The organism is Comamonas sp., from assembly GCF_036666375.1.
Taxonomy (GTDB): Bacteria; Pseudomonadota; Gammaproteobacteria; order Burkholderiales; family Burkholderiaceae_C; genus Comamonas.
Map to the genome: position 1 here is coordinate 57456 of NZ_JAVWWA010000010.1, position 23043 is coordinate 80498.

The window sequence follows — 23043 nt, forward strand, 5'->3', positions numbered from 1 at the left end:
AGGAATATCCACCCATGACATCACCCGACACGCTCACGGCCGCCCGGGCATTGCTTGAATCCCGCAGCATCAGCCCTTCGGAGCTGCTGCAGGAATACGTGCGCAACATCGAAGCCGCCGAGCCGCAGGTCAAGGCCTGGAAGGTCCTGCGGCTCGACGAAGCCCGGGAGCAGGCCCGGGCCCTGGACCGGAAGATCTCGACGCTGCAGCAATTGCCGCTGCTGTTTGGCATTCCGTATGGCGCCAAGGACATCATCTGCACCCAGGGCATTCCCACCGAAGCCGGCTCCAGGGTCCTGCAGGGCCATATCCCTGATGAAGACGCCACGGTCATCAAGATCCTGAAGGGCCAGGATGCCGTGCTGCTGGGCAAGACCACCACCACCGAGTTCGCCAACCTCGGCAACCCGCCGCCCACGACCAATGCCTGGAACGCCGGTCACACGCCGGGAGGCTCGAGCAGCGGCTCGGCCGCGGCCATGGGCGCGCGCATGGCCTTGTTCACGCTGGGAACGCAGACCGCAGGCTCGATCTCGCGCCCCGCGGCCTTCAATGGCGTGACCGCCCTCAAGGCCACGTTCGGCCGCATCAGCAAGACCGGCGTCTACCCCTGCGGCCGCAGCCTGGACCATGTGGGCGCGTTCACCCACAGCGTCGAAGACAGCGCGCTGGTCTTCAATGCCCTGTCGGGCCCGGACCCCACGGATGAAGCCACGCGCTATCTGCCCTATCAGCCGCTGAGCATACGCAGCCACAAGGACTACACCCTTGGCATTCTGGAGGACGCCTATTTCGCCGCGGCGGACCAGGCCGGCGTCGCCGCGATGATGCAGGCACTGGACCATCTGCGCGCCAGCGGCGTGCGCGTGGTCCCGGTGAAGGCGCCGCGCGGCCTGGCCGAATCGGCCAGGGCCCAGCATGTGACCATGCAGGCGGAAGTCGCGAGCTACCACGCCGAAACCTTCAAGACGCGCGGCGAACTGTTCGACCCCTCGCTGCAGGCCTTCATCGCCGAAGGACTGAAGATCAGCGCCGACCAGTATCTGCAGGCGCAGTCGGTGCGCAATGACTACCGGATGGCGTTTGCCCAGGCCTTCACCGAAGCCGACATCCTGGTGACGCCCACGGCGCTGGGCACGGCGCCCGCGGGCATAGGCGCCACGGGCTCGCCGGTGTTCAATTTGCCGTTCACGAATCTGGGCCTGCCCACGCTCACGCTGCCGGTGGGCTTCAGCCCCGAAAATGCACTGCCCCTGGGAATGCAGCTGATAGCGCCGCATCTTCAGGAGCAGCGGCTGATCGACATGGGCTGTTTCTATCAGGCGTCCACCGACTGGCATCTGCAAAGACCACCGGTGGCGCGCTAGCGCCAGGACACGCCGCAACGGCGCTTGCCTGCGTTGCCCGATGCCGCTATGCTGGGCGCATGGCCTGCTCGCATACCGTGTCCATTATTCGCCCCATCCATGGGATGGTGGGTTGGCGCACGGACTGAACAGCACCAAGCAACCCGCCCCTGGAGGCGGGTTTTTTCTGTCTCCGGGGTTTTCAGCTCCCAGGAGATCGCATGAACCCATTGGAAACCTCGCCCGCCGTGCTGCACATGCTGTGCGGAAAGATCGCCGCCGGAAAATCGACGCTGGCCCGGCAACTCGCCGCCGCACCGCGCACGGTGCGCATCAACGAGGACGACTGGCTGTCCAGCCTCTACCCCGGCGAGATTCACGCCCTGGCCGATTACGCGCGCTGCGCTGCCCGGCTGCGCGGCGCCATGGCGCCGCACATCACCGCGCTGCTGCGATCCGGCGTCTCGGTGGTGCTCGACTTCCCGGCCAACACGCCGGATACACGCAGTTGGGCGCGCGGCATTTTCGAGCCTGCCGGCGCAGCGCACCGGCTGCACTTCCTGGATATCTCCGACGAGCTGTGCAGGGCGCGATTGCGCGCCAGAAATGCGACGGGCGAACATCCGTTCGAGACTTCCGACGCCCAGTTCGATTTGATCACGCGCCATTTCGTGGCGCCCACGGAGCAAGAAGGCTTTGTGGTCGTGCGCCACGCCTGAGATGGGGCGCCGCAGCGCGCGGCGACCCGTGTCAGTCTCAGTACGCGCCCATGTAGTCGCGCTTGCCGATTTCCACGCCGTTGTGGCGCAGGATGGCATAGGCCGTGGTCACGTGGAAAAAGAACTGCGGCAGACCGTAATGCAGCAGGTAAGCGCTGGCGCCAAGCTTCTTTTCCTTCGGCGTGCCCGGGCGCAGCACGATCTCGCGGCTTTCGCTCGCGTCGAATTGTTCGGGCTGGAACGATTCGACATGGGCCAGGGCCTTGGCGATCAACGCCTGCAGGTCGGCAAAGCTCGTCTCGGTGTCGGGCCACGATGGCACTTCGGCACCCGCCAGGCGCGATGTGAGGCCCTTGGAGAAGTCCGCAGCGATCTGCACCTGGCGCAGCAGCGGGAACATGTCGGGGAACAGCCGCGCCTGCAGCAGCGCGTTGGGGTCGATGTTCTTTTGCGCCGCGTGCTCTTCGGCCTTCTTGAGCACATCGGACAGGGCGCGCAGCATCTGCAGCAGGACGGGAACGGAAGCGGTATACAGCGGACTGGTCATGGGGGTTCTCTTTGACGTGGGAATGCGGGTGGTGGCGGGCATGGGCCAAGCCTTGCCTCACATGACAGGCTAACAGCAAATGGGCATTTCAGCGCATACCCAAGGACGCGCATCTGACGGCAATCGCGCAGGCGCCCCCCAAGAGGGCCGCAGCATCTCGTCCATGATCACCGTCAGCGGATCGAACCGTTGAGTGAATTCTCGGGGTATTGCACCTCGGCCGGCGAGGCCGGTTCACCGTATTTGGGACCACAAGCGGCGACCAGGGCGCAAACGGGATTCAAGGGGTTCATCCAACACACTCCGAAAGTTTGAGTCTGATGGACGGCCCACGGCGCGCTTGTCGGTCAAGGCGAGGCTTGTTTTCGCCATTTCGCGCTAGCTTTGATGGTAATGAGAACTATTCTCTAAAATAGCCGCCTGCCTCCTGTCTTCCCTTTCCCTGCCCGCCATGTCCCACTCCCTGATCTCCGATGTCTTTTGCGACAGCTACTCCGCGCTGATCGGCTTCGTGGCCAGGCGCACCGGCAATCGGCAGACCGCGCAGGATCTGGTGCATGACGCCTGGCTGCGCCTGGCAGAGCGCGGGCCAAGTGCGGATGAGAGCCATCAGGGCGTGACGCGCGCCTATCTCTATGCGGTGGCCGACAACCTGGCCATCGATCACCTGCGCCGCGCGGGGCGCACGGCCGAGCGCTTCGACGCCAGCGGCAACATCGACATGCCCGCCGCGGCCGCGGTGCGCGATATCGCCGACGGCCATCTGCACCGCGAGGCGCTGGCCGCCGTCGATGCAGCGCTCGCAGCCCTGCCCGAGCGTTGCCGCACGATCTTTCTGGCCGACAGACTTGAAGGCACGGCGCATGCGGTACTCGCCCGGCAGCACGGCGTTTCGGTCAAGACCATAGAGCGCGAAGTCAGGCATGCGCTCGACGCCGTCGAAGCCGCGCTGCTGCGCTGGCGCGGCGATACCGCAGTGCAGCGGCGCGGCCGGCGGCGCGCGCTGTCGACGCTGCTGGGCGTGGGCGGCCTGGGCCTGGCCGGCGGCGTGGCCTGGCAGGCCTGGCGACAGTTCGTTCCCGAATGGCAGATGGCGCTCGCGACCCGGCGCGGCCAGCAGTTGGAAAAGGACTTGCCCGATGGCAGCCACATTGCGCTCGATGCCCAAGGCCGCGCCGAAATCCGTTACTACGCGGCGCGGCGCGCGGTCGCGCTGCGCGCGGGCTCGGCCTTCTTCAGTGTCGCCGCCGATGCCGCGCGACCTTTCATCGTCGAGGCGCTGGGCGCGCGCATCACCGTGGTGGGCACGCGCTTCGAAGTGGCCGTGGGCGACGCCGGCGATCTGCGCGTGGCGGTGGAGCAAGGCCATGTGCGGGTGCAGCCGCCGGGTGAGGCGCAGATCGACCTGCATGCGGGCGATGCGCTGCGCTGGTCGGCCGACGCAGGCGCGCAGCGCGTGCCGGCCTCGGGCGAAGTCGCGCCCTGGCGCAGCGGCTGGCTGGACTTTCGCCATGTGCCGCTGCAGCAGGCGGTGCAGCGCCTGGCGCGCTACAGCCCGGTCGCGCTGCGCGTCGCGCCCGACGCGGCGGATCTCACGGTCTTTGGCCGCGTGCGCATCGCCGAGGCCGGCGCCTGGCTCAGGCTGCTGCCGCGCAGCCTGCCGGTCACGGTGCGTGAAGAAGGCGCCAGCGCCGGGCGCACCTTGTACATCGCACGGCGCTGAGGCGTTCCTGCTGGCGCCAGCGCCAAAGATTTTTGCAGAAAGCCTGAGGGAAGTCGCGCACTCGTTCGTCTCTACCTTGGAAGCCGCCCAGCGGCCCCTTCGCTTTCATCTCCAAGGTTGTTCCCCCATGCCATCACTCCAAGCCCGCCACCACCTGATCGCCGCGGCCGTCCTGGCCCTGGCCGCGCCCTCTGCCTGGACCCAGCCCGCCGCGACGCCAACGCGCGCCTTCGACATCGCCGCCCAGCCGCTGGATGCTTCGCTGTCCGAATTGGCGCGCCAGGCCGGCCTGCAGTTGCTCGCCCCGGCCGAACTGGTGCAGGACCGCAAGGCGCCTGCCCTGCGCGGCACGCTCACGCCCGCAGCCGCAGTCCAACGCCTGCTCGAAGGCAGCGGCCTTGCGGCCCATGTGAACGGGTCGACGCTGGTGGTGGAGCGCGCCGGCCCGACGGCCTCGCTGGCCGAAGTGCGCGTCGCCGCGCGCCGCGCCAGCGACGGCACGACCGAAGGCACGGGCGCCTACACCAGCCGCGTGACCAGCATCGCCTCCAAGACCGATCAGTCGTTTCGCGAGATTCCGCAGTCGGTGTCGGTGGTCACGCGCCAGCAGCTCGACGACCGCCGCATGGTCGACATACGCGACGCGCTGGATGCCACGCCGGGCATCACCAGCAGCAAGCTCAACTTCGAATCTTCGTACTTCTACGCGCGCGGTTTTCAGATCGACAGCATGCAGGTCGACGGCGGCGCTCCGCTGAACATCGCCAGCTACACCTACAGCGTGAACCAGAACCTGGATTTCTACGACCGGGTGGAAGTCATGCGCGGCGCTTCGGGACTGCTGGGCGGCGTGGGCGATCCCGGGGGCATCATCAATGTCGTGCGCAAGAAGCCGCTGGCCGAACCGCGCTTCGTCGCGGAACAGTCGCTGGGCCGCTGGAACCATTCCCATTCGATGGTCGACGCGACCGGGCCGCTGGCCCTCGATGGCCGGGTGCGTGGCCGCGCCGTGCTGTCGTACCTGGACACCGACTACCACGTCGATATCAGGCACACACGTTCGCCCCAGCTGTACGGCGTGATCGAGGCGGACCTCGCAGCCGACACGCTGCTCACATTCGGTGCCAGCCGCGCAAACATCAAGGCGCGTGGCGAGGGCGGCGGCGATGTGCCGCGCTACGCCGACGGCAGCGACATCGCCCTGCCGCGCAACACGGCCTACACACAGCCCTGGGCAAACGGTGAGCGGCACACGACGGAGCTGTTCGCCGCGCTCGAGCATCGCCTGGCCAACCGCTGGAAGCTCAAGCTCAATGCCACGCGCTCCACATCGGATTACGACGGCTCGACAGCGTTTGCCTACGGTGCGCTGGACCGCGCCACGGGCAGCGGCGTGAGCTGGTATGGGGGCGGCCACTATGTGTATCAGAACCAGCAGACCGTGCTGGACGCAAGTCTGGCCGGCACCTTCGAGCTGGCGGGGCGGGCGCATGAATTCCTGCTGGGCGTGGACCAGCAGAAAGTCAACAGCTTCTGGAACGTAGGCTACTCTGCCACGCCCGCGGGCGTGACGCCCATCGACGTCTACCAGCCGGGCGCCTGGAATCCGGCGCCAGCCGGTGAGATATCGCGCCGCTACAACCCCTGGGGACAGGAGCAGCGCGGCGGCTACGCGCTGCTGCGCCTGCACCCCAGCGACCGTCTGCATGTGATCGCCGGCGCCCGGTATGCCAAATATGATTTCAACCAGGTCTATGAATCCCTGGAGTCCGACGGCGCATGGAGCCTGAGTTCGGGCAGCCGCTTTTCCGAGCCCGCCAAGGCCATGCCCTATGGCGGCGTCATCTATGACCTGAACTCTCAATGGTCGGCCTATGCGAGCTATTCGTCCATTCTGAAACCCCAGGCGCTTTTCAAGGCCGGGCCGGCGCCCGGCAGCTCGCTGAACCCCGTCAAGGGCAAGAGCTATGAAGCCGGCCTCAAGGGTGAACTCGCCGACGGCCGGCTCAACGCCACGTTCAGCATGTTCAACGTGGAGCGCAGCGGTGCAGCGGTGGTGGATACGCGCTATCCCACCACCCGCGAGGAGTGGTCAGGCAACTGCTGCTATCTGCCGCAAGGCAAGGTGACCAGCCGCGGCTTCGACGCCGAAATCGGTGGCGAACTGCGCCCGGGCTGGCAGATTGCTGCGGGCTATACATTCACCAGCACCAGGGACAAGACGACCAATGCGCCGTACAGCAGCATCACGCCCAGGCATCTGCTCAAGCTGTCCACGGCCTATACGCTGGCGGGTGCGCTGTCGCATTGGAAAGTGGGCGCCAGTGCCCACATCCAGAGCAGGCACCATGTGGAAGACACACTCTATGACGCCGATTGGAACGAAAGGGGCCGCTACAACTTCACCCAGGGTGGCTATGCCGTATGGAATGCCATGCTGCAGTACCGCATCGACCCACGCTGGACGCTGTCGCTGAACCTCAACAACGTATTCGACAAGGTGTATTACCAGACGGTGGGTTACGCCACCGGCGGCAACTACTACGGAACGCCGCGCAATGCGGTATTGACGCTGCGCGGCCAGTTCTGAGCATTCCCGACCGCAGCGCCTTCATGACCGGCGATGGTGCGTGGAGGCTTGCGGCCTGCACAGCTGAAGAAGCAGAGGAGTTCCATGACGACCATCCGATGTTTGCTGTTTTCCGGCGCCATCGCCACGATCGGGCTGATGTTCGCGGTTCACTCCGCAGCAGCGGGTCTTAGCCGCGGGTGAGCTGGTGGTTGGCGCAGCCACGGGAAGTCCGCCCAATGACGTCAGGCCCTGAGCCACGCATCGATCGCAGTGGAAAAGCGCCAGGCTCTTTCGGTTCCAAAGGAAGCTGCGCGCCGGCGTTCCGATGGCGCCGAAGAGGCGGCATTGCCTGCTCGGCGTTTTCCCGAGATTATGTATCCCGACGTTACAAACCCTGCTACGCTGTCGCGCGGCAGTAAAAACCAACGTCCAAGGGCCGCCACAGGCGCCGGGCGCAATCCACGATCGCAAAAGGAGATCTGCATGAAGCAACGTGCCTGCCTTTGGGGCACCATCGTCCTGGGGGCCATCGCCCCCTGCGCCCATGCCAACGAAATAGGCCTGAGCTTCTGGCGGCCGGGCCAGATGGGCAGCATGGCGGCCGTTCCCGGCGAGCCGGGCTGGACCCTGCCGCTGGTCTATGTGCGCCTCGACGTCAATGCCACGGACACGCGCGAACTCGCGCCGGGCACGCGCCTCACCACGCGGGCCAAAGGCGCGACCAATGTGCTGCTGTTCATGCCCACCTATACCTTCGAGCGCCCTCTGCTGGGCGGCCAGCCCTCGATCCGGCTGGGCGTGGGGGCGGGGCGCTCGCGTTCGGCAATCGACGTGAGCTACGCCCTGCCGGGCGGCTTCACGTCGTCGGGCTCGGCCAGCGACGCGCACTCGGGCGGTGCCGACATCTACCCTAGCGCTTTCCTCAAGTGGAACAACGGCGTCCACAATTCCATGGCCTATGCGTCGGGCGTGCTGCCCGCGGGCTCCTACTACGCGGGCCGGCTCGCCAACGTGAGCCAGAACCGCCGCGGGCTCGACCTGGGCGGCGGCTACACCTACTTCAATGCGGCCCAGCGCGCCGAGTTCTCGCTGGTCGGCGGCGTGACGCATTACGGCAGCAATCCGGCGACCGATTTCCGCACCGGCAAGACCGCCCACCTCGACTGGACCGCCTCCTATCTGGTCACGCCCTACGCCCACGTAGGCCTCGTGGGCTATCTGCACCGCCAGCTCGAAGGCGATTCCGGTAGCGGCGCCACGCTGGGTCATGCGAAGTCGCGCATCAACGCCATAGGCCCGCAAGCGGGCAGCTTTCTGGAATTCGGCGGGCTCAAGTACTACGTGAACGCCAAGGCTTATAAGGAGTGGGGCGCGAAGAACCGCGCCGAAGGCTGGAACTTCTGGCTGACCCTGGTCGCGCTGCTCTGAACTAGGCCTTGGCCGCGGCGGGCGGCGTGCCCAGCTTCGCGGCCAGCAAATTGGCCGTGCGGCGCAGCAGGTCGATATCCGCCTTGGGCTGAACACCCTTGCTGAAGCAGCACAGGGTGCCGTAGACCGATCCATCGGACAGGCGCACCGGCGTGCTCAGGTGCGTGCCAATCGGAAACCCCGGATCGGGCGCCTGGCCGGACGCAATGTATGGCGCGGCGTCGTGCATCACCTGGGGCAGGCGGCCTTCGACCACGCGCTGGCACCAGCTTTCCTCGACCGGATCGGACATGCCCGCGGCGAGCCGCGGCGTGAAACCCGCGGCACTGTCAACGCACTTGAACATGCGCCGCCCATCGGTGAGCTCCGAAACGAAAGCCACGTCCATGCTCAGTTTCGTGCGGATCAGCCGCAAGACTTCGAGCACGGCGGCTGGAAGATCCGGGTCCGCGCCGTCGCTGGTGGCCACCAGCAGCTCGGATATCTTGACCTCGATATCGGCGGGGTTGTAGTCCAATTGCATGCTGCCAAGTCTAAGCCCGCGCAAGCCAGCTTCCGGCGCAAGCTTGTGACCGTTGGTATCCGCTGGCCCGGTCTTCAGCCCGCCCCGCCCGCACGCAGTTCGCGCGCCAGCAGCGCCGCCAGCTCGGCGCGCCGCGCGGGCAGCATGCGCGGCTGTATCGAGGCAATCGATATCGCCGCGAACGGCGTGCCGTCGGGGTGGGGAATCGCCATGCCCACGCCGCCCACGCCCGCGGTGATGGTGTCGAGCAGCTCGGAATAACCGCTGCGCCGCGTGCGCGCCACGGCGCGCGCAAACGCTGCCGGCCCCAGGCCCGCGGCCTCGAAGGCCGCGGCATGCTGGCCATGGATGCGCTGCACGTCTTCATCGGCCAGGCCCGCGAGAATCGCCATGCCGCCCACGCCTATGCCCAGCACGCGCGCGTCGCCGACCCGCGTGCTGAACACCTTCACGGGATACGGCCCGTCTTCGCGCTGCAGGCAGATGGTGTAGTCGCCCTGGCGCACCAGCAGATAGACGGTGTCGCCCGACGTGCGCGCCAGGCGCTGCATCAGCGCCTGGTACGAGGCGACCAGCGGCGCGCGCCGCAGCGAGGCCAGGCCCATCTGCATGGCGTCGATTCCCAGCCGGTAGCGGCGCGTGAGCGGGTCGCGCTCGGCAAAACGCTCCTCGACCAGGCAGGTCAGCAGACGGTGGGCGGTCGAGCGCTCGAGCTGCGTTTCGGCAATGACATCGGTGACGCTGATGCCGTCTTCCTGATGCCGGCCCAGCACGCGCAGCACCAGCAGGGAGCGGCGCATGTTCTGCGCCCCCGGGGTTTCACTGATTTTGCTCACAATGTAGGATTTCCTGGTGATTAATCTCGCAAGGTGGACATCTTATCGAGATCATCGCGGCTCCACTAGCAGGATCCGCAATGAGCACCACCACCCTTTTGACCGAACAGATTGGCCCGGTCCGCCGCATCACCCTGAATCGCGCCGAGATGCGCAACGCCCAGAGCCAGCAGATGCTTGACGAACTCGATACGGCGTTCGAGGCCGCGCGCCTGGACAGCGCCACGCGCGTGGTGGTGCTTGCGGCCAACGGCCCGCATTTCTCGGCCGGCCATGACCTCAAGCAGGCCCAGGCCGAGCGCGCCGAGTTCACCGTCGAGGAGCGCTGGGCCTATGAAGAGCAGCGCTACTTCGGCTACTGCATGCGCATCTGGGACTTCCCCAAGCCGACGATTGCCCAGGTCCAGGGCGGCTGCATTGCCGCCGGGCTGATGCTGGCCAACATGTGCGATCTGATCGTCGCGTCCGAAGACGCGTTCTTCTCGGACCCCGTGACCCACACCATGGGCGCGGCGTCGCTCGAAGTGCTGATACACCCCTGGGTGCTGGGCCTGCGCCAGGCCAAGGAAATGCTGTTCACGGGCGAGCGCATCAGCGCCCAGCAGGCCAGGGAGTTCGGCATGGTCAACCGTGTCGTGGCCAACGACAGGCTGGGCGAGGACACGCTGGCGCTGGCCCAGCGCATTGCCAAGGCGCCGCCGTTTGCCATGCAGCTGCTGAAGAAATCGCTGAACCGCTCGATGGACGTGCAAGGCATGCGCCAGGCGCTGTCGGCGCATTTCGATGTGCACCAGCTGAGCCATGTGACCGAGGAATACCGGCGCACCAAGGAAGCCGGCCTGGCGAGCGCCATCCAGGGAGCCAAGGCATGAGCCACGCCCTGACTCCCCTTCTCGCGCCGCGTTCGATCGCGCTGATAGGCGCCAGCAGCAACGCCGGGCGCATCGGCGGCATGCCGCTTGATCTGCTGCAGCGCTTTGGCTATGCGGGCAAGGTGTTTCCCATCAACCCGAAATACAGCGAGATCTTCGGCAACCGCTGCTACCCGGATGTCGAGGCCCTGCCCGAAGCGCCCGATCTCGCAGTGCTGGCGATTGGCGCCCAGGAAGTCGTGCCCATGCTCGAGCGCTGCCATGCGCGCGGCATTGGCGCGGCCATTGTCTACGCCGCGGGCTTTGCCGAGGCCGGCGACGAGGGCGCGGCGCTGCAGCGCACGCTGGAAGCCTTTGTGCGGCGCAGCGGCATGGTGGTGGCCGGGCCCAACTGCATGGGCTTTGCCAATCTGAACCTGCATGCCTACACGGCGTTTGCCTCGATCTTCGTCAACGTGCCGCCGCAGACCGTGCCCGGCCGCGTGAGCATACTGACGCAAAGCGGCAATGTCTGCTCGGCGGTGTTTGGCCTGGTGCGCCGGCGCGGCGTGCCGGTGAGCCACTTCATCAACACCGGCAACGAGGCCACGCTGGAATACGCGCAATACCTCGAATACCTGGCCCAGGACCCGCAGACCGACTGCGTGCTGGGCTACGTGGAGCAGCTGCGCGACGGCGCGCGCTTCATCGACGCCGCGCTGGCGTTTGCCGCCCAGGGCAAGCCGCTGGTCATCTACAAGGCCGGTGAAACCGACAAGGGCTCGGAAGCCGTGCAGTCGCACACGTCGGCGCTGGCCGGCGATCTGGCCATCTACCGCGCGGGCTTCGATCAGCTCAATGTGATCCGCGGCCAGGACTTCGCCCACATGGCCGATCTCGGCTATCTGAGCGGCTTTCGCCAGCGCCAGGGCGGCAAGCGCGTGGCGATTGTCACCATGTCGGGCGCGGTCGGCGCGATTCTCGCCGACAAGTTCACGCTGGCCGGCCTCGAGGTGCCCACGCTGCCGGCCGATCTGCAGGCGCTGCTGCGCGCCGGCGTGCCCGACTACGGCATGGTCAGCAACCCGGTGGACGTGACCGGCAACATCGTCAACGCCCCCGACTTCGTTCGCACGGTGTTCGAGGCGCTGGCGCGCTGCGAAGGCATAGACACGGTGGTCGTCGCCGCGCCCGGTTATCTTCTGGACCGCATGGCCGAGCCGCTGCTCGAAGTCTGCGCGCAGTACCCGCGGCTGTTTGTCGCGCTCGATACCGGCGAGGCCCAATGCCGCCAGCGCCTGGCCGACGCCGGCGTGCCGGTGTTTGACGACCTCGCGCGCTGCACCCAGGCGCTGGCGCCGTTTTGCCTCTGGCTGTCGCGCCAGGCGGCGACCGCACGCTGGGCCGCAATGCGCCAGCGGCCCCAAGCCAGCGTCGCGGCCGCCGCCCTGCCCGCGCGCCTCAACGAGTTCGACACCAAGCAGCTGCTCGCCGGCCATGGCGTGCCCGCGCTCACGGGCCTGGTGGCGCGCGATGCCGACGCCGCCGTGGCCGCCGCCGCGCAGATCGGCTACCCGGTGGTGCTCAAGGTGCTCAGCGCCGACATCGCCCACAAGACCGAGGCCGGCGGTGTGCGTCTGGCGCTGCAGGACGAGGCCCAGGTGCGCGCCGCGGCGGCCGGCATTCTGGCATCGGCCCAGGCCTATGACGCGAGTGCGCGCATCGACGGCCTGCTGGTACAGCCCATGGCAAGCGGCGGCGTCGCCGAGCTGATTGCCGGCGTCACGCGCGACCCGGTGTTTGGCGCCGCGCTGACCGTGGGCCTGGGCGGAGTGCTGACCGAAATCTACCGCGATGTCGCCCACCGCCTGCTGCCCGTGGACGCATCCATGGTGGGCGAGATGCTGGCATCGCTCAAGGCCTGGCCGCTGCTTGACGGCTTTCGCGGCCGGCCCGTGGCCGACGTGGACGCGGCCTGCCAGGCCGTTGCCGCGCTGGCCGGCGCCGTCACGGCCCTGGGCGAGCAGGTGCTCGAAGCCGAGATCAACCCGCTGCAGGTGCGCGCTCGGGGCCGGGGCGCCGACGCGCTCGATGCGCTGGTACTGGTGAAGCCACAGCCCCGACCGGCCGCCGCGCCGGCCGGACAATCCCATCCACAAGAGGAGACAGCATGAAAACCACCGTTTCGACAAGCCGCCGCCTGGTCACCGCCATGCTGGCCACGGCCACCATCGCCAGCCTGGCGCCGGGCCTGGCACTGGCCCAGGACTATCCGACCAAGCCGGTGCGCATGGTCCTGCCCTTTCCGCCGGGCGGCGTGACCGACCTGCTGGCGCGCGCACTGGCCGAAAAGCTCGCGGCCCGCCTGGGCCAGCCGGTGATTGTCGACAACCGCCCCGGCGCCGGCACGGTGCTGGCCTCCGACACGGTGGCGCGCGCGCCGGCCGACGGCCATACGCTGCTGCTCGCGGCGTCGTCGATAGGCACGGCGCCCCTGCTCTACGACAAGGTCAACTACGACGCCATCAAGAGCTTCGCGCCCGTGACCCAGGTGGCTTCGGTGGTGCACATCCTGGCGGTGAACCCCAAGCTGCCGGTGAAGAACGTCGGCGAGCTGCTGGCCTATGCGCGCCAGAACCCGGGCAAGCTCAACTACGGCTCCACCGGCATGGGCACCTCGACCCACCTGGAAATGGAGCTGTTCAAGAACATGGGCAATGCCTTTCTGGTGCACATTCCGTACAAGGGCAGCGGCCCGGCGCTGATCGACATGGTCGCCGGCCAGCTCGATGTGATGTTTGACGCCTGGGGCTCGTCGGGCCCGTTCGTCAAGTCGGGCAAGCTGCGCGCGCTGGCCGTGACCACGGCCCAGCGTTCGGCCGCCCTGCCCGATCTGCCCACGGTGGCCGAGTCCGGCCTCAAGGGCTACGAAGCCATGCCCTGGCTGGGCCTGATGGCGCCCGCCGGCACGCCCGCGCCGGCCATCCACCGCATCCACCGCGAAGTCGCCGAAATCCTCAAGGAGCCCGAGATGCAGGAGAAGTTCAAGACCTGGGGGCTGGACATCATAGGCAACACGCCCGCGGAGTTCGCGACCTTCCTGCGCAAGGACATCGCGCAATGGGACCGCGTCATCAAGAGCGCCAGCATCAAGGCGGATTGAGCACGGTATGGAGTTTGTACTTACCCAAGAGCAGCAGATGATTGCCGACAGCGCAGGCGACTGGCTGGCGCATCACTACGATTTCCGCCAGCGCGCGGCCAGCCTGCAGCGCGACGGCGGCAACCCCGACGTCTGGCAGGCCATGGCCGAACTCGGCTGGCTGGGCCTGGTGCTGCCGGCCGATGCGGGCGGCATGGAGCTGGGCGCGCTGGAAGCCGGCCTGCTGGCCCAGGCGCTGGGCCGGCATCTGGTGGTCGAGCCATGGTTGGAAAGCAGCCTCGAGGCCGGGCGGCTGCTGGCGCTCACCGGCTCGGCCGTGCAGCAGGCCCAATGGCTGCCCGGGCTGATCGCGGGCACCCAGCGCCTGGCGCTGGCCCATGCCGAAGGCACCCGCCTGCCCTGGGAGGCGCCGCAGCTGCGCGCGCGCGCCCAGGGCACGGGCTGGCTGCTGGACGGCCAAAAGCGCTGCATTGCCTCGGCGCCCGGCGCGGCGCGCTGGCTGGTCTCGGCAACGCTGGACGACGGCCAGGCGGCACTGTTTCTGCTCGATCCGCAGGCCGCCGGCATACGCATCGACGCCTACGACACCAGCGACGGCGCTCGGGCCGCCGACATCGCGTTTGCCGCGGTGCAAGTGGACGCCGCCAGACGCCTGCACGCCGGCGACGCGCAGTCGGCGCTGCAGCGCGTGCTCGCCGAGAGCCTGGTCGCGCGCTGCTGGTCGGCCACGGGCGGCATGCAGGCCATGCTGGCGCAGACCAGCGACTACGTGCAGCAGCGCCAGCAGTTCGGCCAGCCGCTGGCGCGCTTTCAGGTGGTCCAGCACCGGCTCGCTGAAATGGCCGTGCTGTGCGCCGAAGCCCAGGCGGCCTGCGAACTCGCGGCGCTGTCGCTGGCCGATGCCGACGGCGCGCAGTGCCGCGCCATTGCCGGCCTGCTCAAGAACAAGGTCGGCCGCTGCGCCCGCTATGTGGCCCAGGAGAGCGTGCAGCTGCACGGCGCCATGGGCGTGTGCGAGGAGCTGCCGATTGCCAGCGCGTTTCGCGCGCTGATGGCCTTTGCCCAATGGGGGGGCGACGGCGCCAGCCACGCGCTGGCCGCGGGCCGCGCGCTGCTGGCCGATGGCCGCTTCGCGCACAGCCGCACGCTGGGCCCCGCGCCCGCTCGCCGCACGACCCAAGAACCCGAGACCGTCGCATGAACCTCGAACTGAGCCCGGCCGACCAGGCCTTTCGCGCCGAAGTGCGCGCTTTTCTGGCCACCCACCTCACCGACGCGCTGCGCGCCGGCCAGGCCGCGACCAGCGCCATGTACCCCGAACCCGAAGTCTCCGGCCCCTGGCAGCAGGCGCTGCAGGCGCGCGGCTGGCTGGTGCCGCTGTGGCCGCGCGAGTGGGGCGGCACCGGCTGGAGCGCGCTGCAGCGCTTCATCTTCGAGACCGAATGCGCGCTTGCCGGCGCGCCGCTGGTCCACCCCATGGGCGCGCGCCTGGTCGGCCCGGTGATACTGCGCTACGGCACCGAGGCGCAAAAGCACTTCTATCTGCCGCGCATTCTGTCGGGCGCCGACTACTGGTGCCAGGGCTTTTCCGAGCCCAACGCGGGCTCCGATCTCGCCGCGCTGCAACTGCGCGCCGTGGCCGACGGCAGCGACTATGTGCTCAACGGCTCAAAGATCTGGACCACCCATGCCCACCACGCCAACCGCATGTTCGCGCTGGTGCGCACCAGCAGCGAAGGCAAGCGCCAGCAGGGCATCAGTTTCCTGCTGATCGACATGGCCCTGCCCGGCATCACGGTGCGGCCCATAGTGACCATTGGCGGCGACCACGATGTCAACGAAGTGCATTTCGAGAACGTGCGCGTGCCCCAGGCCGAGCGCATAGGCGAGGAGAACGCAGGCTGGGAATGCGCCAAGTACCTGCTGGAATTCGAACGCGGCGCGGGCATCTTCAGCCCGCGCCTGCGCTCCCAGCTCAAGCGCGTGGTCGACGCCTTTGCCGCCCAGCCCGATCTGCCCGACGAACTGCTGCGCCGCCTGGGCGAAGTCGTTGCCGACATCGACACCTTTGAATGGCTGGAACTGCGCACCATGGGCGGCCTGGCGCCCGGCGCCAACCCCGGCCCGGTGTCGTCAATTCTCAAGCTGCGCGCCAGCCGCCTCAAGCAGGCGATTGCCGAGCTCGGTGTCGATGTGCTGGGCCAGGCGGGCTTGCGCTGGCGCAGCGATCCAGCGGACAGCGCGCTGCGACCCAGCGTGCTGGTGCCCGAGTATTGCAACAGCCGCGCCTTCACCATTTTTGGCGGCGCGGCCGAGGTGCAGCTGGGCTTGATTGCCAGGACGGTACTGGGCTGAGCCGCTGACACCGGCCTTGCAGGGAAGGGGCCGGGGACGGGGCCGGCGCAGCGCGTCAGGCCAGGGTCAGCGGCCTGGCATAGGTCTCGCGCAAGGTGCTCTTCATCACCTTGCCCATGGCGTTGCGCGGCAGTTCAGGCACGAAATGCACCTGCTTGGGCACCTTGTAGTTCGCCATCCGGCCTTTGAGCGCCTGGATGATCTGCTCGCCGGTGAGGCCCGGGTCCTGGCGCACCACCACGGCGGTCACCGCCTCGCCGAAGTCCCTGTCGGGAATGCCGATCACGGCGGACTCGGCCACGCCCGCCAAGGCGTCGATCGCCATCTCCACCTCCTTGGGATAGACGTTGTAGCCGCCCGAGATCACCAGATCCTTGGCGCGGCCGACAATGGTCAGGTAGCCGTCGCTGCTGCGGATTCCCTGGTCGCCCGTGCGGAACCAGCCATCGGCGGTGAACTCCTCGGCGGTCTTTTCCGGCTTGCGCCAGTAGCCCTTCATCACGCCACTGCCGCGTATCTGGATGCCGCCGATCCGGTCGACGGGCAGCAGCTGGTCATGGTCGTCGGCAATGCGCACCTCGACGCCGTCTATCGCCTGGCCCACGCAGCCTATGCGCCGCTCGCCCACCAAGGGGTTGGAAGTGATGATTGCCGACTCCGTCATCCCATAGCGCTCGAGCACGATCTGGCCCGTGCGCTGCTGGAAATCGCGGTTGGTGTCGGCCAGCAGCGGCGCCGATCCCGAAACGAACAGCCGCATGTTGGTGCTGCGGGCGGCCGTGAAGCCGGGCTCGTCCAGCAGGCGGGTGTAGAACGTGGGCACGCCCATCATCACCGTGGCCCTGGGCAGCAAGGAAAGCACCTGCTGCGCGTTGAATTTCTTCAGAAACAGCAGCCGGCTGCCCGAAAGCAAGGCGCAGTGCCCGGAAATGAACAGTCCATGCGCATGGAACAGCGGCAGCGCATGCAGCAGCACGTCGTTGCGGCCGAAACCCCAGAGCTTGGTCAGCGCCAGGCCGTTGCTCAGCAGACCGGCATGGGTCAGCATGGCGCCCTTGGGGCGACCGGTGGTGCCCGAGGTATAGATGATGAGGGCCACGTCGTCGCCCGCCACCTGCGCCGTGTCGAATGTCTCCGGCTGCGCATCGGCCAACCGGTCCAGCGTTCCGCCGCCCTCCTCGGTCAGCGTCATCACATGGGCCACGCCATGGGCCCGCGCCAGCTCGCTGCGGGGCGCGAAGTCCGCCGGCTCGCAGACGAAAACCCGGGGCTGGGCGTCGGCCAGGAAATACGCGAGCTCGTCGGCTCGATAGGCGGTGTTCAGCGGCAGGTAGATGGCGCCCATGCGCAGCGTTGCGAGGTAAAGGCAATAGTTGCGCGCCGACTTGTCGACCTGCACCGCCACCCGGTCGCCGGGGCGAACGCCCAGGCTGACCAGGGCATGGGCGTAGCGCGCGGTGCTGGCCAGCATGCGGGCATAGCTGATGACCTGGCTGTCGTCGGTTTCGAGAAAGGCCGCGTCGCCGGCCTCGCGTGCGATGGCTTCAAATGTGGCAAAGATATTGGCGTTCATGGCATGAATGGAAATGGTGGCTGCCGGGAGCAGGTCAGGAAAGCGCGCTGACGCTGTCCGCCACGCCCAGCTCGACGTAATGGGAAAACTCGGCGCCGGCATTGGAAATCGCGGCCGCCGGGCGGCTCAGGATGCTGCTCAGCGAAGCCTGGGGCAGGGTTCGCACGCTGCCGCCGGGCGCGATGTCCACCGAGGACGCCGCACCCGCCGTGGCGATATAGATTCCGCCCGAGGTCGCGCCGCCAATGCGCAGTCTCACCTCCTGCCCCAGGTGCACGCGGCGTCGCAGCGTGCGCGCCAGGTGCACCAGGTATTGGCTCAGGATCAGGCGCTCGTCGCCCATGTGCAGGCTATGGCCGGCGCAGTCGATCAGCAGATCGAGGGGCGGGCCGAGCTGGTCGGCCAGGGTGGCGAATTCCAGTGCATCGGCTGCGCCCATGCTGGTCTGTCCGCTGCAGCGCAGGCCGCCGGGGCCGGGACCCAGCGCAAACCGCGCCGCTGCGGCCGCAGCGGCCGGCGCTGCAGCCCCCAGGCGCAGCGCCAGCATGCGGCGCTCTTCGTCCAGGGTATCGGGCAAGGGGCCGCCGGCCAGCGCTTGCAGCCACTCGCGCAGCGCCGCCGCATAGGCCGGCAAGGCGTCATCGACGAGGCGCTCGCCGCCTCCATGGCGGCAGCGCGCAGCGCCGCCGATCGCGGCGCGCACGGCTGCCAGCGAGCCGCCGCCCGCGCTTTCCAGCACCCGCGGGCCCGACATCGCCAGCACGGTGTCGGGCGCGTAGCAGCGCTGTGCGGCGGCGAAAGCCAGCATGCTGGCCCCGCCAAAGACATTGCGCCCGAGCAAGGCGATCATCGGCAGGCCCGCCAGGCTGGCATCCAGCAGCTCGGTCATCAGCGCGCGCAGCGCGCCCTGGATAGCCAGCCCCGCGTCCAGCCTTGCGCCTGCGGAGTCGATCAGCAGCACCAGCGGGGTGTGCGTCGTGCGCGCCAGGCGCACGATGCGGCAAAGATCGGCGCATTCGGCGCTGCCGAGCACCCCTTTGTCCTTTGCCGGATCGGTGGCGGCGGCCAGCACCTGGCGAGCGCCAACCGTGGCGCGGGCCAGGTGCAGGCCCGAGCCGGCCGGCAGCGGGCTCTGGGAGCCGGCGTCAAACAGCGCGTCAAGCCGCTGCGCAACGGATGCGGTGGTGAATTCCACGGTGTTCATTCCTTCACTTGTTGTCTGCGCCGGCGCCCGAGCGCTGGGTGCTGGCCTTGTGCCGGGCGCCGTCGCTGATCGCCCAGTCCCTGAACTCCTCGGGCGAGGCCGAAGGCCAGGCCACGTTGCCCTGTTTCTCCAGCCTGGCCTTGACGTCGGGATCGCGCAGCACCTGGGCGCTGGCATCAAACAGCTTGCCGACCACTTCCGGCGGCAGCTTGGCCGGACCATAGATGCCGAACCAGATGTTGAAGTCGTAGTCCTTGATGCCCGACTCCCCCATTCCCGGCAGGTCGGGAAACAGCGGCGAGCGCTCGGCCGTGGTCACCGCCAGCAGCCTCAGCTTACCCGCCTGGACCATGGGCATCACCGAAGGCGGCGTGCCGAAGGTCATGTCGACATCGCCCGCGGCAACCGCCTGGATGGAAGGCGCCCCGCCCTTGTACGGCACATGCAGCATGTCGATTGCCGCCGCGTGGGCAAAGGCAGCGCCGGCCAGATGGGTCACCACGCCGGCACCCGAAGACGCATAGGTCAGCTTGCCCGGGTTCCTGCGCGCCTGCTCCATCAGCCCCTTGACGCTTTTTTCCGCAAACTCCTTTCTGACAGCCAGCAGCATGGGCGAATTGCTCCAGCGCGCAATCGGCGTGAAACTTTTCACGCCGTCGTAGCGCGCACTCTTGTAAAGCAGCTGATCGGAGCCGTAGAGGTTGGCCGTGCCCAGCAGCAGCGTATAGCCGTCAGGCTGGGCACGCGAGACCAGCTCCGAAGCCAGCGTGGTGCCCGCGCCCGGGCGGTTGTCGACCACCACGGCCTGGGACAGCACGCGGCCGAGCTTTTCTCCCACGATGCGGGCCACGGCATCCGCCCCCCCGCCGGCCGGAAAACCCACGACCAGCGTGATGGGCCGCGATGGATAGGTATCCGCCAGCGCCACCGTGCCTGCGGCAGCGGCCAGCGCAGCCAGCAATGCTTTCTTGAACATGTCTTGTCTCCTTGGATTGGATCTCGAGCGCCCTGCAGCGATCGCCTTGAACATCCTTGTCTCCGGCTGTTGGACGCCGGAGTTCTTGAAGCGGTGCCGGGCACGCTTCTTTTTTGTGCTTCCAATGTAGGAGGGGTCGGAATAATTTAAAAATATGATATTTTTATTGTTCGATCTGGTTTACTTATGAAGAGCAACGAACATGGATCTGCGCCAGCTGCGGTATTTCGTCAAGGTGGTGGAATGCGGCAATGTCACGCGCGCCAGCGAGGCACTGCACATCGCGCAGCCGGCCGTGAGCCAGCAGATGCGCAATCTGGAGCGCGACCTGGACATGCGCCTGCTCGAGCGCAGCGTGCATGGCGTCGCCCCGACCGCGGCCGGACAGACGCTTTACCGCCACGCGCTGGAGCTGCTGCGCCAGGCCGACAGCACGCGCGAACTGCTGCGCCAGGACGCCGAGCTGCCGCAAGGCCGGGTGTCGGTGGCCCTGCCGTCCAGCACGGCGCGCATGGTCGCCATTCCGCTGGCGCGCATGGTGCGCGACCGCTTCCCCGGCATCGCGCTGGAATTGGTCGAAGCCCCCAGCGCGGAACTCGCCAATCTGCTCACCAGCGGGCGGGTCGATCTAGCGGTGATTGTCGATGCCGTTGAAACGCGCAGCATCGCCAGGCAGCACCTGCTGACCGAGGCCTTGCACCTGATTGCCTGGCCGGAATTTCCCATGCCGGACGGCCCGGTCTCGATTGCAGACCTGGCGCGCATGCCGCTGCTGCTGCCCAGCGCGCCGAACACCATTCGCAGCCATGTCGAATGGGCGATGCGCGAAGCCGGCCTGCGCTGTGAAATCCGCTTCGAGGCCAGTTCAACGGCGCTGCTGTTTGCCGCCGTGATGGCGCAGCTGGGCGTGACCATCCTGCCCTGGAGCGCCGCGCACATCGAACTCAGCGAGCGCAAGCTCAAGCTGGCCAGGGTGGACCACCGCCTGTTCTCGCGCGACCTGTCGCTATGCTGGCGCGACACGGCATTGCAGAGCAACGCCGTGCAAAAGGTCAAGGCCACCATGCTCGAGCTTTTTCACGGCCCGGGAAAATGGCCGGAATGGGTGGCGTCGAACTAAAGACCCAAGGGCGTGAAAGATTCGTTTGCCGGGCAGCAGGACCTATCCGACTGCCTGGTGCGCCGCTTTGGATCGGAAGGCCATCTTTGACATTCAGCCCACGCACAGCAACTCATCTATCTGGCTGCTTTTTCCGGTAGAGAACGTGCTGTCGAAGTGCATGACCTTCAGGAAGTCCTGGATGGTCAAACGTATTCTCATCGCGAACCATGCCAAGCCTTTGCATGAGCTTTTCAGAACGCTTGTTACTGAGCGCGGTGAAGGAAACCACTTCTGCGAGGGATAATTCCTGAAAAGCGAAATCCAGTGCAGCTTGAGCCCCTTCCGTGGCAAACCATTTCCCCCAGAAATCTCTCGCCAGCCTCCAGCCTACTTCCACGCACGGTGAGAATGGCAAATCAGCAGAAGGCACATGCAGCCCTATGAAACCCGCAAATTCATTGCTTGCTTTGACTTCAACCGCCCAAAACCCCCAGCCACGCTGATTGATCAGCGCGCGGCAACGGTCGGCTATGGCTCGACTCTGTTCTTCCGTGAGAACACTTGGGAAATAACGCATGGTCTCAGCGTCAGAACTCATGAGCGCAAAGGCTGGATAGTCGGCATCCTTCCACTGACGCAACAAAAGCCTCTCTGTCTCTAGTTCGCGCACGTGGTCTCCAGTTGCAAAAACTGCATGGTACCCTCCGGTTTCAAGATCACTGCTTATGATCTCAGCAGACCTCACGTACGTCTCCTCCCGACCCATAGCAGACAGGCGCAAATCGCGACCGCAAGTGAATGGCGTGGTAAAAAAATCCCTGCCAAGCAGAGATCATCAGAGAATCCCACCGCTATCGTGTGTGTTATCAACGACAAGGAGTCCGTTTGTGAAAATGAATAATTTGGTTCCAGAGATGATTGTTTCTGATTTAAAACGAAGCTTGTATTTTTACTGCCTGATCCTGGGATTTCAAATCGAATACGAACGCCCAGAAGACAAATTCACCTTTCTGTCCTTTCAAGGGAGCCAATTGATGCTGGAACAGGATGACCAGGAAGAGTCTCCATGGCGCGTCGGCCCCCTGGTCTCTCCATATGGTCGAGGAATGAATCTCTCGATTCAATGCTCTGATTCCAAAGCCTTGGCCAAGTCCCTCGGAGACGCTGGTATCGCATTGCGCAGGCCTATTGAAGAATGTTGGTATCGAGACAATGAGCGCCTGCACGGCGAGCTTAATTTCTTGGTGCTTGATCCAGATGGCTATTTACTACGGTTCACACAAAGCGTAGGTTTCAGAGCAGTCGAGCATCAATCAATAGCCTGAATAGGGGCGGTGCCTAGGGCGATTCAAGTATTTCCATGGCTGCTCTTGGCCGTCAGCAGACGCTTGAAGCTGCCCCTGTGTATGCAGCTGGCGATCCCATCTTGAAAGCATCCCTAGAAGCGGGCATCGTCCCCGCGATGGAGGATCATGGAGACGATGAAAAATTCTTTGAATCAAAACCGCCCACGGCGGCGCGAGTAGAGCAAGCAATTCAAGGCAGAGGTGTTGGAACGCTGCGCCCAGCTTGGCGCCAGCGTAGGTGGCATGGCCTTGGCGCATGGCCTGCATTCGAATATGGTGCACCGCTGGATGCGTGAACAGCGAGAGCGGCACACCGCGGTTGCCACTGCAATCCCTGGATGATCTGAGCGCAGAGCAACTGCGTGAGATGACCACGCGGCTACTTGCCGAGCTGCGCCACAGCCAGGCCCTAAACGCCAAGCTAACCCACGAGAACGCGCTGCTCAAGCGCATGAAGTTCGCTGCCCAGTCCGAGCGCTTCAATGCCGAGCAGCGCAGCCTGCTCGACAACGAGATCGCGGCCGATCTGGCGGCCGTTGCCGCGGAGATCGAGCAATTGCAGCCGCCTGCAACAGCACCCGAGATCAAACAGCAACCCAAACGCCAGCCGTTGGGCAAGCACCGCTGGGTAGTGGAACGCACGCATGCCTAGTTCGCGGGATTCGGCAAGCTGCGCATCCGCTTCTAGCGGCAACTGGGCACCCATTTGGCGCTCCTCAAGCTCGCCTGCGCCATCATCTGCCTGCGCTTCGTTAAACGGTATTGTTAGCCGCTCTAAG

General features: G+C 66.5%; 20 protein-coding genes and 1 pseudogene. 14 read left to right on the top strand and 7 right to left on the bottom strand.

Annotated elements, in window-relative coordinates:
• Window positions 1-14: 14 nt before the first annotated feature.
• Together RR928_RS04155 and RR928_RS04160 are read left to right on the top strand one after the other, a co-directional pair.
• Entirely contained in the window at window positions 15-1367 is a 1353-nt protein-coding gene (locus tag RR928_RS04155; protein WP_332547476.1) for an amidase, read from the top strand.
• A gap of 200 nt (window positions 1368-1567) precedes the next feature.
• Window positions 1568-2065 (top strand): AAA family ATPase, encoded by a 498-nt coding sequence (locus RR928_RS04160; RefSeq protein ID WP_332681567.1) that lies wholly within the window; start codon window positions 1568-1570, stop codon window positions 2063-2065.
• Between the two features lie 37 nt (window positions 2066-2102).
• On the opposite strand, the gene RR928_RS04165 is transcribed toward RR928_RS04160, so the two are convergent.
• Window positions 2103-2612, bottom strand: coding sequence for a DUF1993 domain-containing protein (locus RR928_RS04165; RefSeq protein ID WP_332681568.1), 510 nt, complete (start codon window positions 2610-2612; stop codon window positions 2103-2105).
• Window positions 2613-3063: 451 nt separating this feature from the next.
• Here RR928_RS04165 and RR928_RS04170 point away from each other — a divergent pair, with 451 nt between their 5' ends.
• The 3 genes from RR928_RS04170 to RR928_RS04180 all read left to right on the top strand — a co-directional run bounded on the left by RR928_RS04170 (window position 3064) and on the right by RR928_RS04180 (window position 8335).
• Window positions 3064-4335 carry a sigma-70 family RNA polymerase sigma factor gene (locus RR928_RS04170; protein WP_332537468.1) on the top strand — a complete coding sequence of 424 codons (1272 nt, stop codon included), beginning with the start codon at window positions 3064-3066 and terminating at the stop codon, window positions 4333-4335.
• A 127-nt stretch (window positions 4336-4462) separates the two neighbouring features.
• On the top strand, window positions 4463-6925 hold the full coding sequence (locus tag RR928_RS04175) for a TonB-dependent siderophore receptor (protein ID WP_332537467.1): 2463 nt from the start codon (window positions 4463-4465) through the stop codon (window positions 6923-6925).
• Window positions 6926-7390: 465 nt separating this feature from the next.
• Window positions 7391-8335 (top strand): SphA family protein, encoded by a 945-nt coding sequence (locus tag RR928_RS04180; RefSeq protein WP_332537466.1) that lies wholly within the window; start codon window positions 7391-7393, stop codon window positions 8333-8335.
• Between the two features lies 1 nt (window position 8336).
• On the opposite strand, the gene RR928_RS04185 is transcribed toward RR928_RS04180, so the two are convergent.
• Window positions 8337-8858, bottom strand: a complete 522-nt coding sequence (locus RR928_RS04185) for a GAF domain-containing protein (RefSeq protein ID WP_332537465.1) — start codon at window positions 8856-8858, stop codon at window positions 8337-8339.
• Between the two features lie 74 nt (window positions 8859-8932).
• Window positions 8933-9694, bottom strand: a complete 762-nt coding sequence (locus tag RR928_RS04190; protein ID WP_332547470.1) for an IclR family transcriptional regulator — start codon at window positions 9692-9694, stop codon at window positions 8933-8935.
• Between the two features lie 80 nt (window positions 9695-9774).
• On the opposite strand from RR928_RS04190, the gene RR928_RS04195 reads away from it, so the two are divergent.
• The 5 genes from RR928_RS04195 to RR928_RS04215 are packed head-to-tail and all read left to right on the top strand — an operon-like array spanning window position 9775 to window position 16063.
• Window positions 9775-10566, top strand: a complete 792-nt coding sequence (locus tag RR928_RS04195; protein ID WP_332537461.1) for an enoyl-CoA hydratase — start codon at window positions 9775-9777, stop codon at window positions 10564-10566.
• Complete coding sequence (locus tag RR928_RS04200; protein WP_332681569.1) at window positions 10563-12719, top strand: acetate--CoA ligase family protein; 2157 nt, start codon at window positions 10563-10565, stop codon at window positions 12717-12719. The genes RR928_RS04195 and RR928_RS04200 overlap by 4 nt, the downstream gene beginning before the upstream one ends.
• Window positions 12716-13708 (top strand): tripartite tricarboxylate transporter substrate binding protein, encoded by a 993-nt coding sequence (locus RR928_RS04205; protein WP_442881580.1) that lies wholly within the window; start codon window positions 12716-12718, stop codon window positions 13706-13708. Before RR928_RS04200 ends, RR928_RS04205 begins: the two co-directional genes overlap by 4 nt.
• A 7-nt stretch (window positions 13709-13715) precedes the next feature.
• Window positions 13716-14909 (top strand): acyl-CoA dehydrogenase family protein, encoded by a 1194-nt coding sequence (locus RR928_RS04210; RefSeq protein ID WP_332681570.1) that lies wholly within the window; start codon window positions 13716-13718, stop codon window positions 14907-14909.
• Complete coding sequence (locus tag RR928_RS04215) at window positions 14906-16063, top strand: acyl-CoA dehydrogenase family protein (protein ID WP_332537458.1); 1158 nt, start codon at window positions 14906-14908, stop codon at window positions 16061-16063. Before RR928_RS04210 ends, RR928_RS04215 begins: the two co-directional genes overlap by 4 nt.
• Before the next feature lie 55 nt (window positions 16064-16118).
• On the opposite strand, the gene RR928_RS04220 is transcribed toward RR928_RS04215, so the two are convergent.
• The 3 genes from RR928_RS04220 to RR928_RS04230 are packed head-to-tail and all read right to left on the bottom strand — an operon-like array spanning window position 16119 to window position 19816.
• On the bottom strand, window positions 16119-17636 hold the full coding sequence (locus RR928_RS04220; protein ID WP_332681571.1) for an AMP-binding protein: 1518 nt from the start codon (window positions 17634-17636) through the stop codon (window positions 16119-16121).
• Between the two features lie 34 nt (window positions 17637-17670).
• Window positions 17671-18831, bottom strand: a complete 1161-nt coding sequence (locus RR928_RS04225; RefSeq protein ID WP_332537455.1) for a carboxyl transferase domain-containing protein — start codon at window positions 18829-18831, stop codon at window positions 17671-17673.
• Window positions 18832-18844: 13 nt separating this feature from the next.
• Complete coding sequence (locus tag RR928_RS04230) at window positions 18845-19816, bottom strand: Bug family tripartite tricarboxylate transporter substrate binding protein (protein WP_332537453.1); 972 nt, start codon at window positions 19814-19816, stop codon at window positions 18845-18847.
• A gap of 202 nt (window positions 19817-20018) precedes the next feature.
• On the opposite strand from RR928_RS04230, the gene RR928_RS04235 reads away from it, so the two are divergent.
• Window positions 20019-20936: a LysR substrate-binding domain-containing protein gene (locus RR928_RS04235; RefSeq protein ID WP_332537451.1), complete on the top strand. Its 918-nt coding sequence runs from the start codon at window positions 20019-20021 to the stop codon at window positions 20934-20936.
• A gap of 112 nt (window positions 20937-21048) precedes the next feature.
• On the opposite strand, the gene RR928_RS04240 is transcribed toward RR928_RS04235, so the two are convergent.
• On the bottom strand, window positions 21049-21588 hold the full coding sequence (locus RR928_RS04240; RefSeq protein ID WP_332681574.1) for a GNAT family N-acetyltransferase: 540 nt from the start codon (window positions 21586-21588) through the stop codon (window positions 21049-21051).
• A gap of 223 nt (window positions 21589-21811) precedes the next feature.
• Between RR928_RS04240 and RR928_RS04245 the strand changes: the two genes are divergently transcribed.
• The 3 genes and pseudogenes from RR928_RS04245 (at window position 21812) to RR928_RS04255 (ending at window position 23033) form a co-directional block, all read left to right on the top strand.
• Window positions 21812-22243, top strand: a complete 432-nt coding sequence (locus RR928_RS04245; protein ID WP_332681581.1) for a VOC family protein — start codon at window positions 21812-21814, stop codon at window positions 22241-22243.
• A gap of 35 nt (window positions 22244-22278) precedes the next feature.
• On the top strand, window positions 22279-22560 hold the full coding sequence (locus RR928_RS04250) for a hypothetical protein (protein ID WP_332537447.1): 282 nt from the start codon (window positions 22279-22281) through the stop codon (window positions 22558-22560).
• Window positions 22561-22631: 71 nt separating this feature from the next.
• Window positions 22632-23033: pseudogene (locus RR928_RS04255) on the top strand (hypothetical protein).
• The last annotated feature ends 10 nt before the right edge of the window (window positions 23034-23043 follow it).

Bases quoted from the DNA above. Each gene is read 5' to 3' on its own strand.
- RR928_RS04185 (WP_332537465.1), bottom strand. From the start codon at position 8,858: ATGCAATTGGACTACAACCCCGCCGATATCGAGGTCAAGATATCCGAG.
- RR928_RS04160 (WP_332681567.1), top strand. From the start codon at position 1,568: ATGAACCCATTGGAAACCTCGCCCGCCGTGCTGCACATGCTGTGCGGA.
- RR928_RS04235 (WP_332537451.1), top strand. From the start codon at position 20,019: ATGGATCTGCGCCAGCTGCGGTATTTCGTCAAGGTGGTGGAATGCGGC.
- RR928_RS04155 (WP_332547476.1), top strand. From the start codon at position 15: ATGACATCACCCGACACGCTCACGGCCGCCCGGGCATTGCTTGAATCC.
- RR928_RS04200 (WP_332681569.1), top strand. From the start codon at position 10,563: ATGAGCCACGCCCTGACTCCCCTTCTCGCGCCGCGTTCGATCGCGCTG.
- RR928_RS04220 (WP_332681571.1), bottom strand. From the start codon at position 17,636: ATGAACGCCAATATCTTTGCCACATTTGAAGCCATCGCACGCGAGGCC.
- RR928_RS04210 (WP_332681570.1), top strand. From the start codon at position 13,716: ATGGAGTTTGTACTTACCCAAGAGCAGCAGATGATTGCCGACAGCGCA.
- RR928_RS04230 (WP_332537453.1), bottom strand. From the start codon at position 19,816: ATGTTCAAGAAAGCATTGCTGGCTGCGCTGGCCGCTGCCGCAGGCACG.
- RR928_RS04170 (WP_332537468.1), top strand. From the start codon at position 3,064: ATGTCCCACTCCCTGATCTCCGATGTCTTTTGCGACAGCTACTCCGCG.
- RR928_RS04245 (WP_332681581.1), top strand. From the start codon at position 21,812: ATGAATAATTTGGTTCCAGAGATGATTGTTTCTGATTTAAAACGAAGC.
- RR928_RS04195 (WP_332537461.1), top strand. From the start codon at position 9,775: ATGAGCACCACCACCCTTTTGACCGAACAGATTGGCCCGGTCCGCCGC.
- RR928_RS04175 (WP_332537467.1), top strand. From the start codon at position 4,463: ATGCCATCACTCCAAGCCCGCCACCACCTGATCGCCGCGGCCGTCCTG.
- RR928_RS04165 (WP_332681568.1), bottom strand. From the start codon at position 2,612: ATGACCAGTCCGCTGTATACCGCTTCCGTTCCCGTCCTGCTGCAGATG.
- RR928_RS04205 (WP_442881580.1), top strand. From the start codon at position 12,716: ATGAAAACCACCGTTTCGACAAGCCGCCGCCTGGTCACCGCCATGCTG.
- RR928_RS04180 (WP_332537466.1), top strand. From the start codon at position 7,391: ATGAAGCAACGTGCCTGCCTTTGGGGCACCATCGTCCTGGGGGCCATC.
- RR928_RS04250 (WP_332537447.1), top strand. From the start codon at position 22,279: ATGGCTGCTCTTGGCCGTCAGCAGACGCTTGAAGCTGCCCCTGTGTAT.
- RR928_RS04215 (WP_332537458.1), top strand. From the start codon at position 14,906: ATGAACCTCGAACTGAGCCCGGCCGACCAGGCCTTTCGCGCCGAAGTG.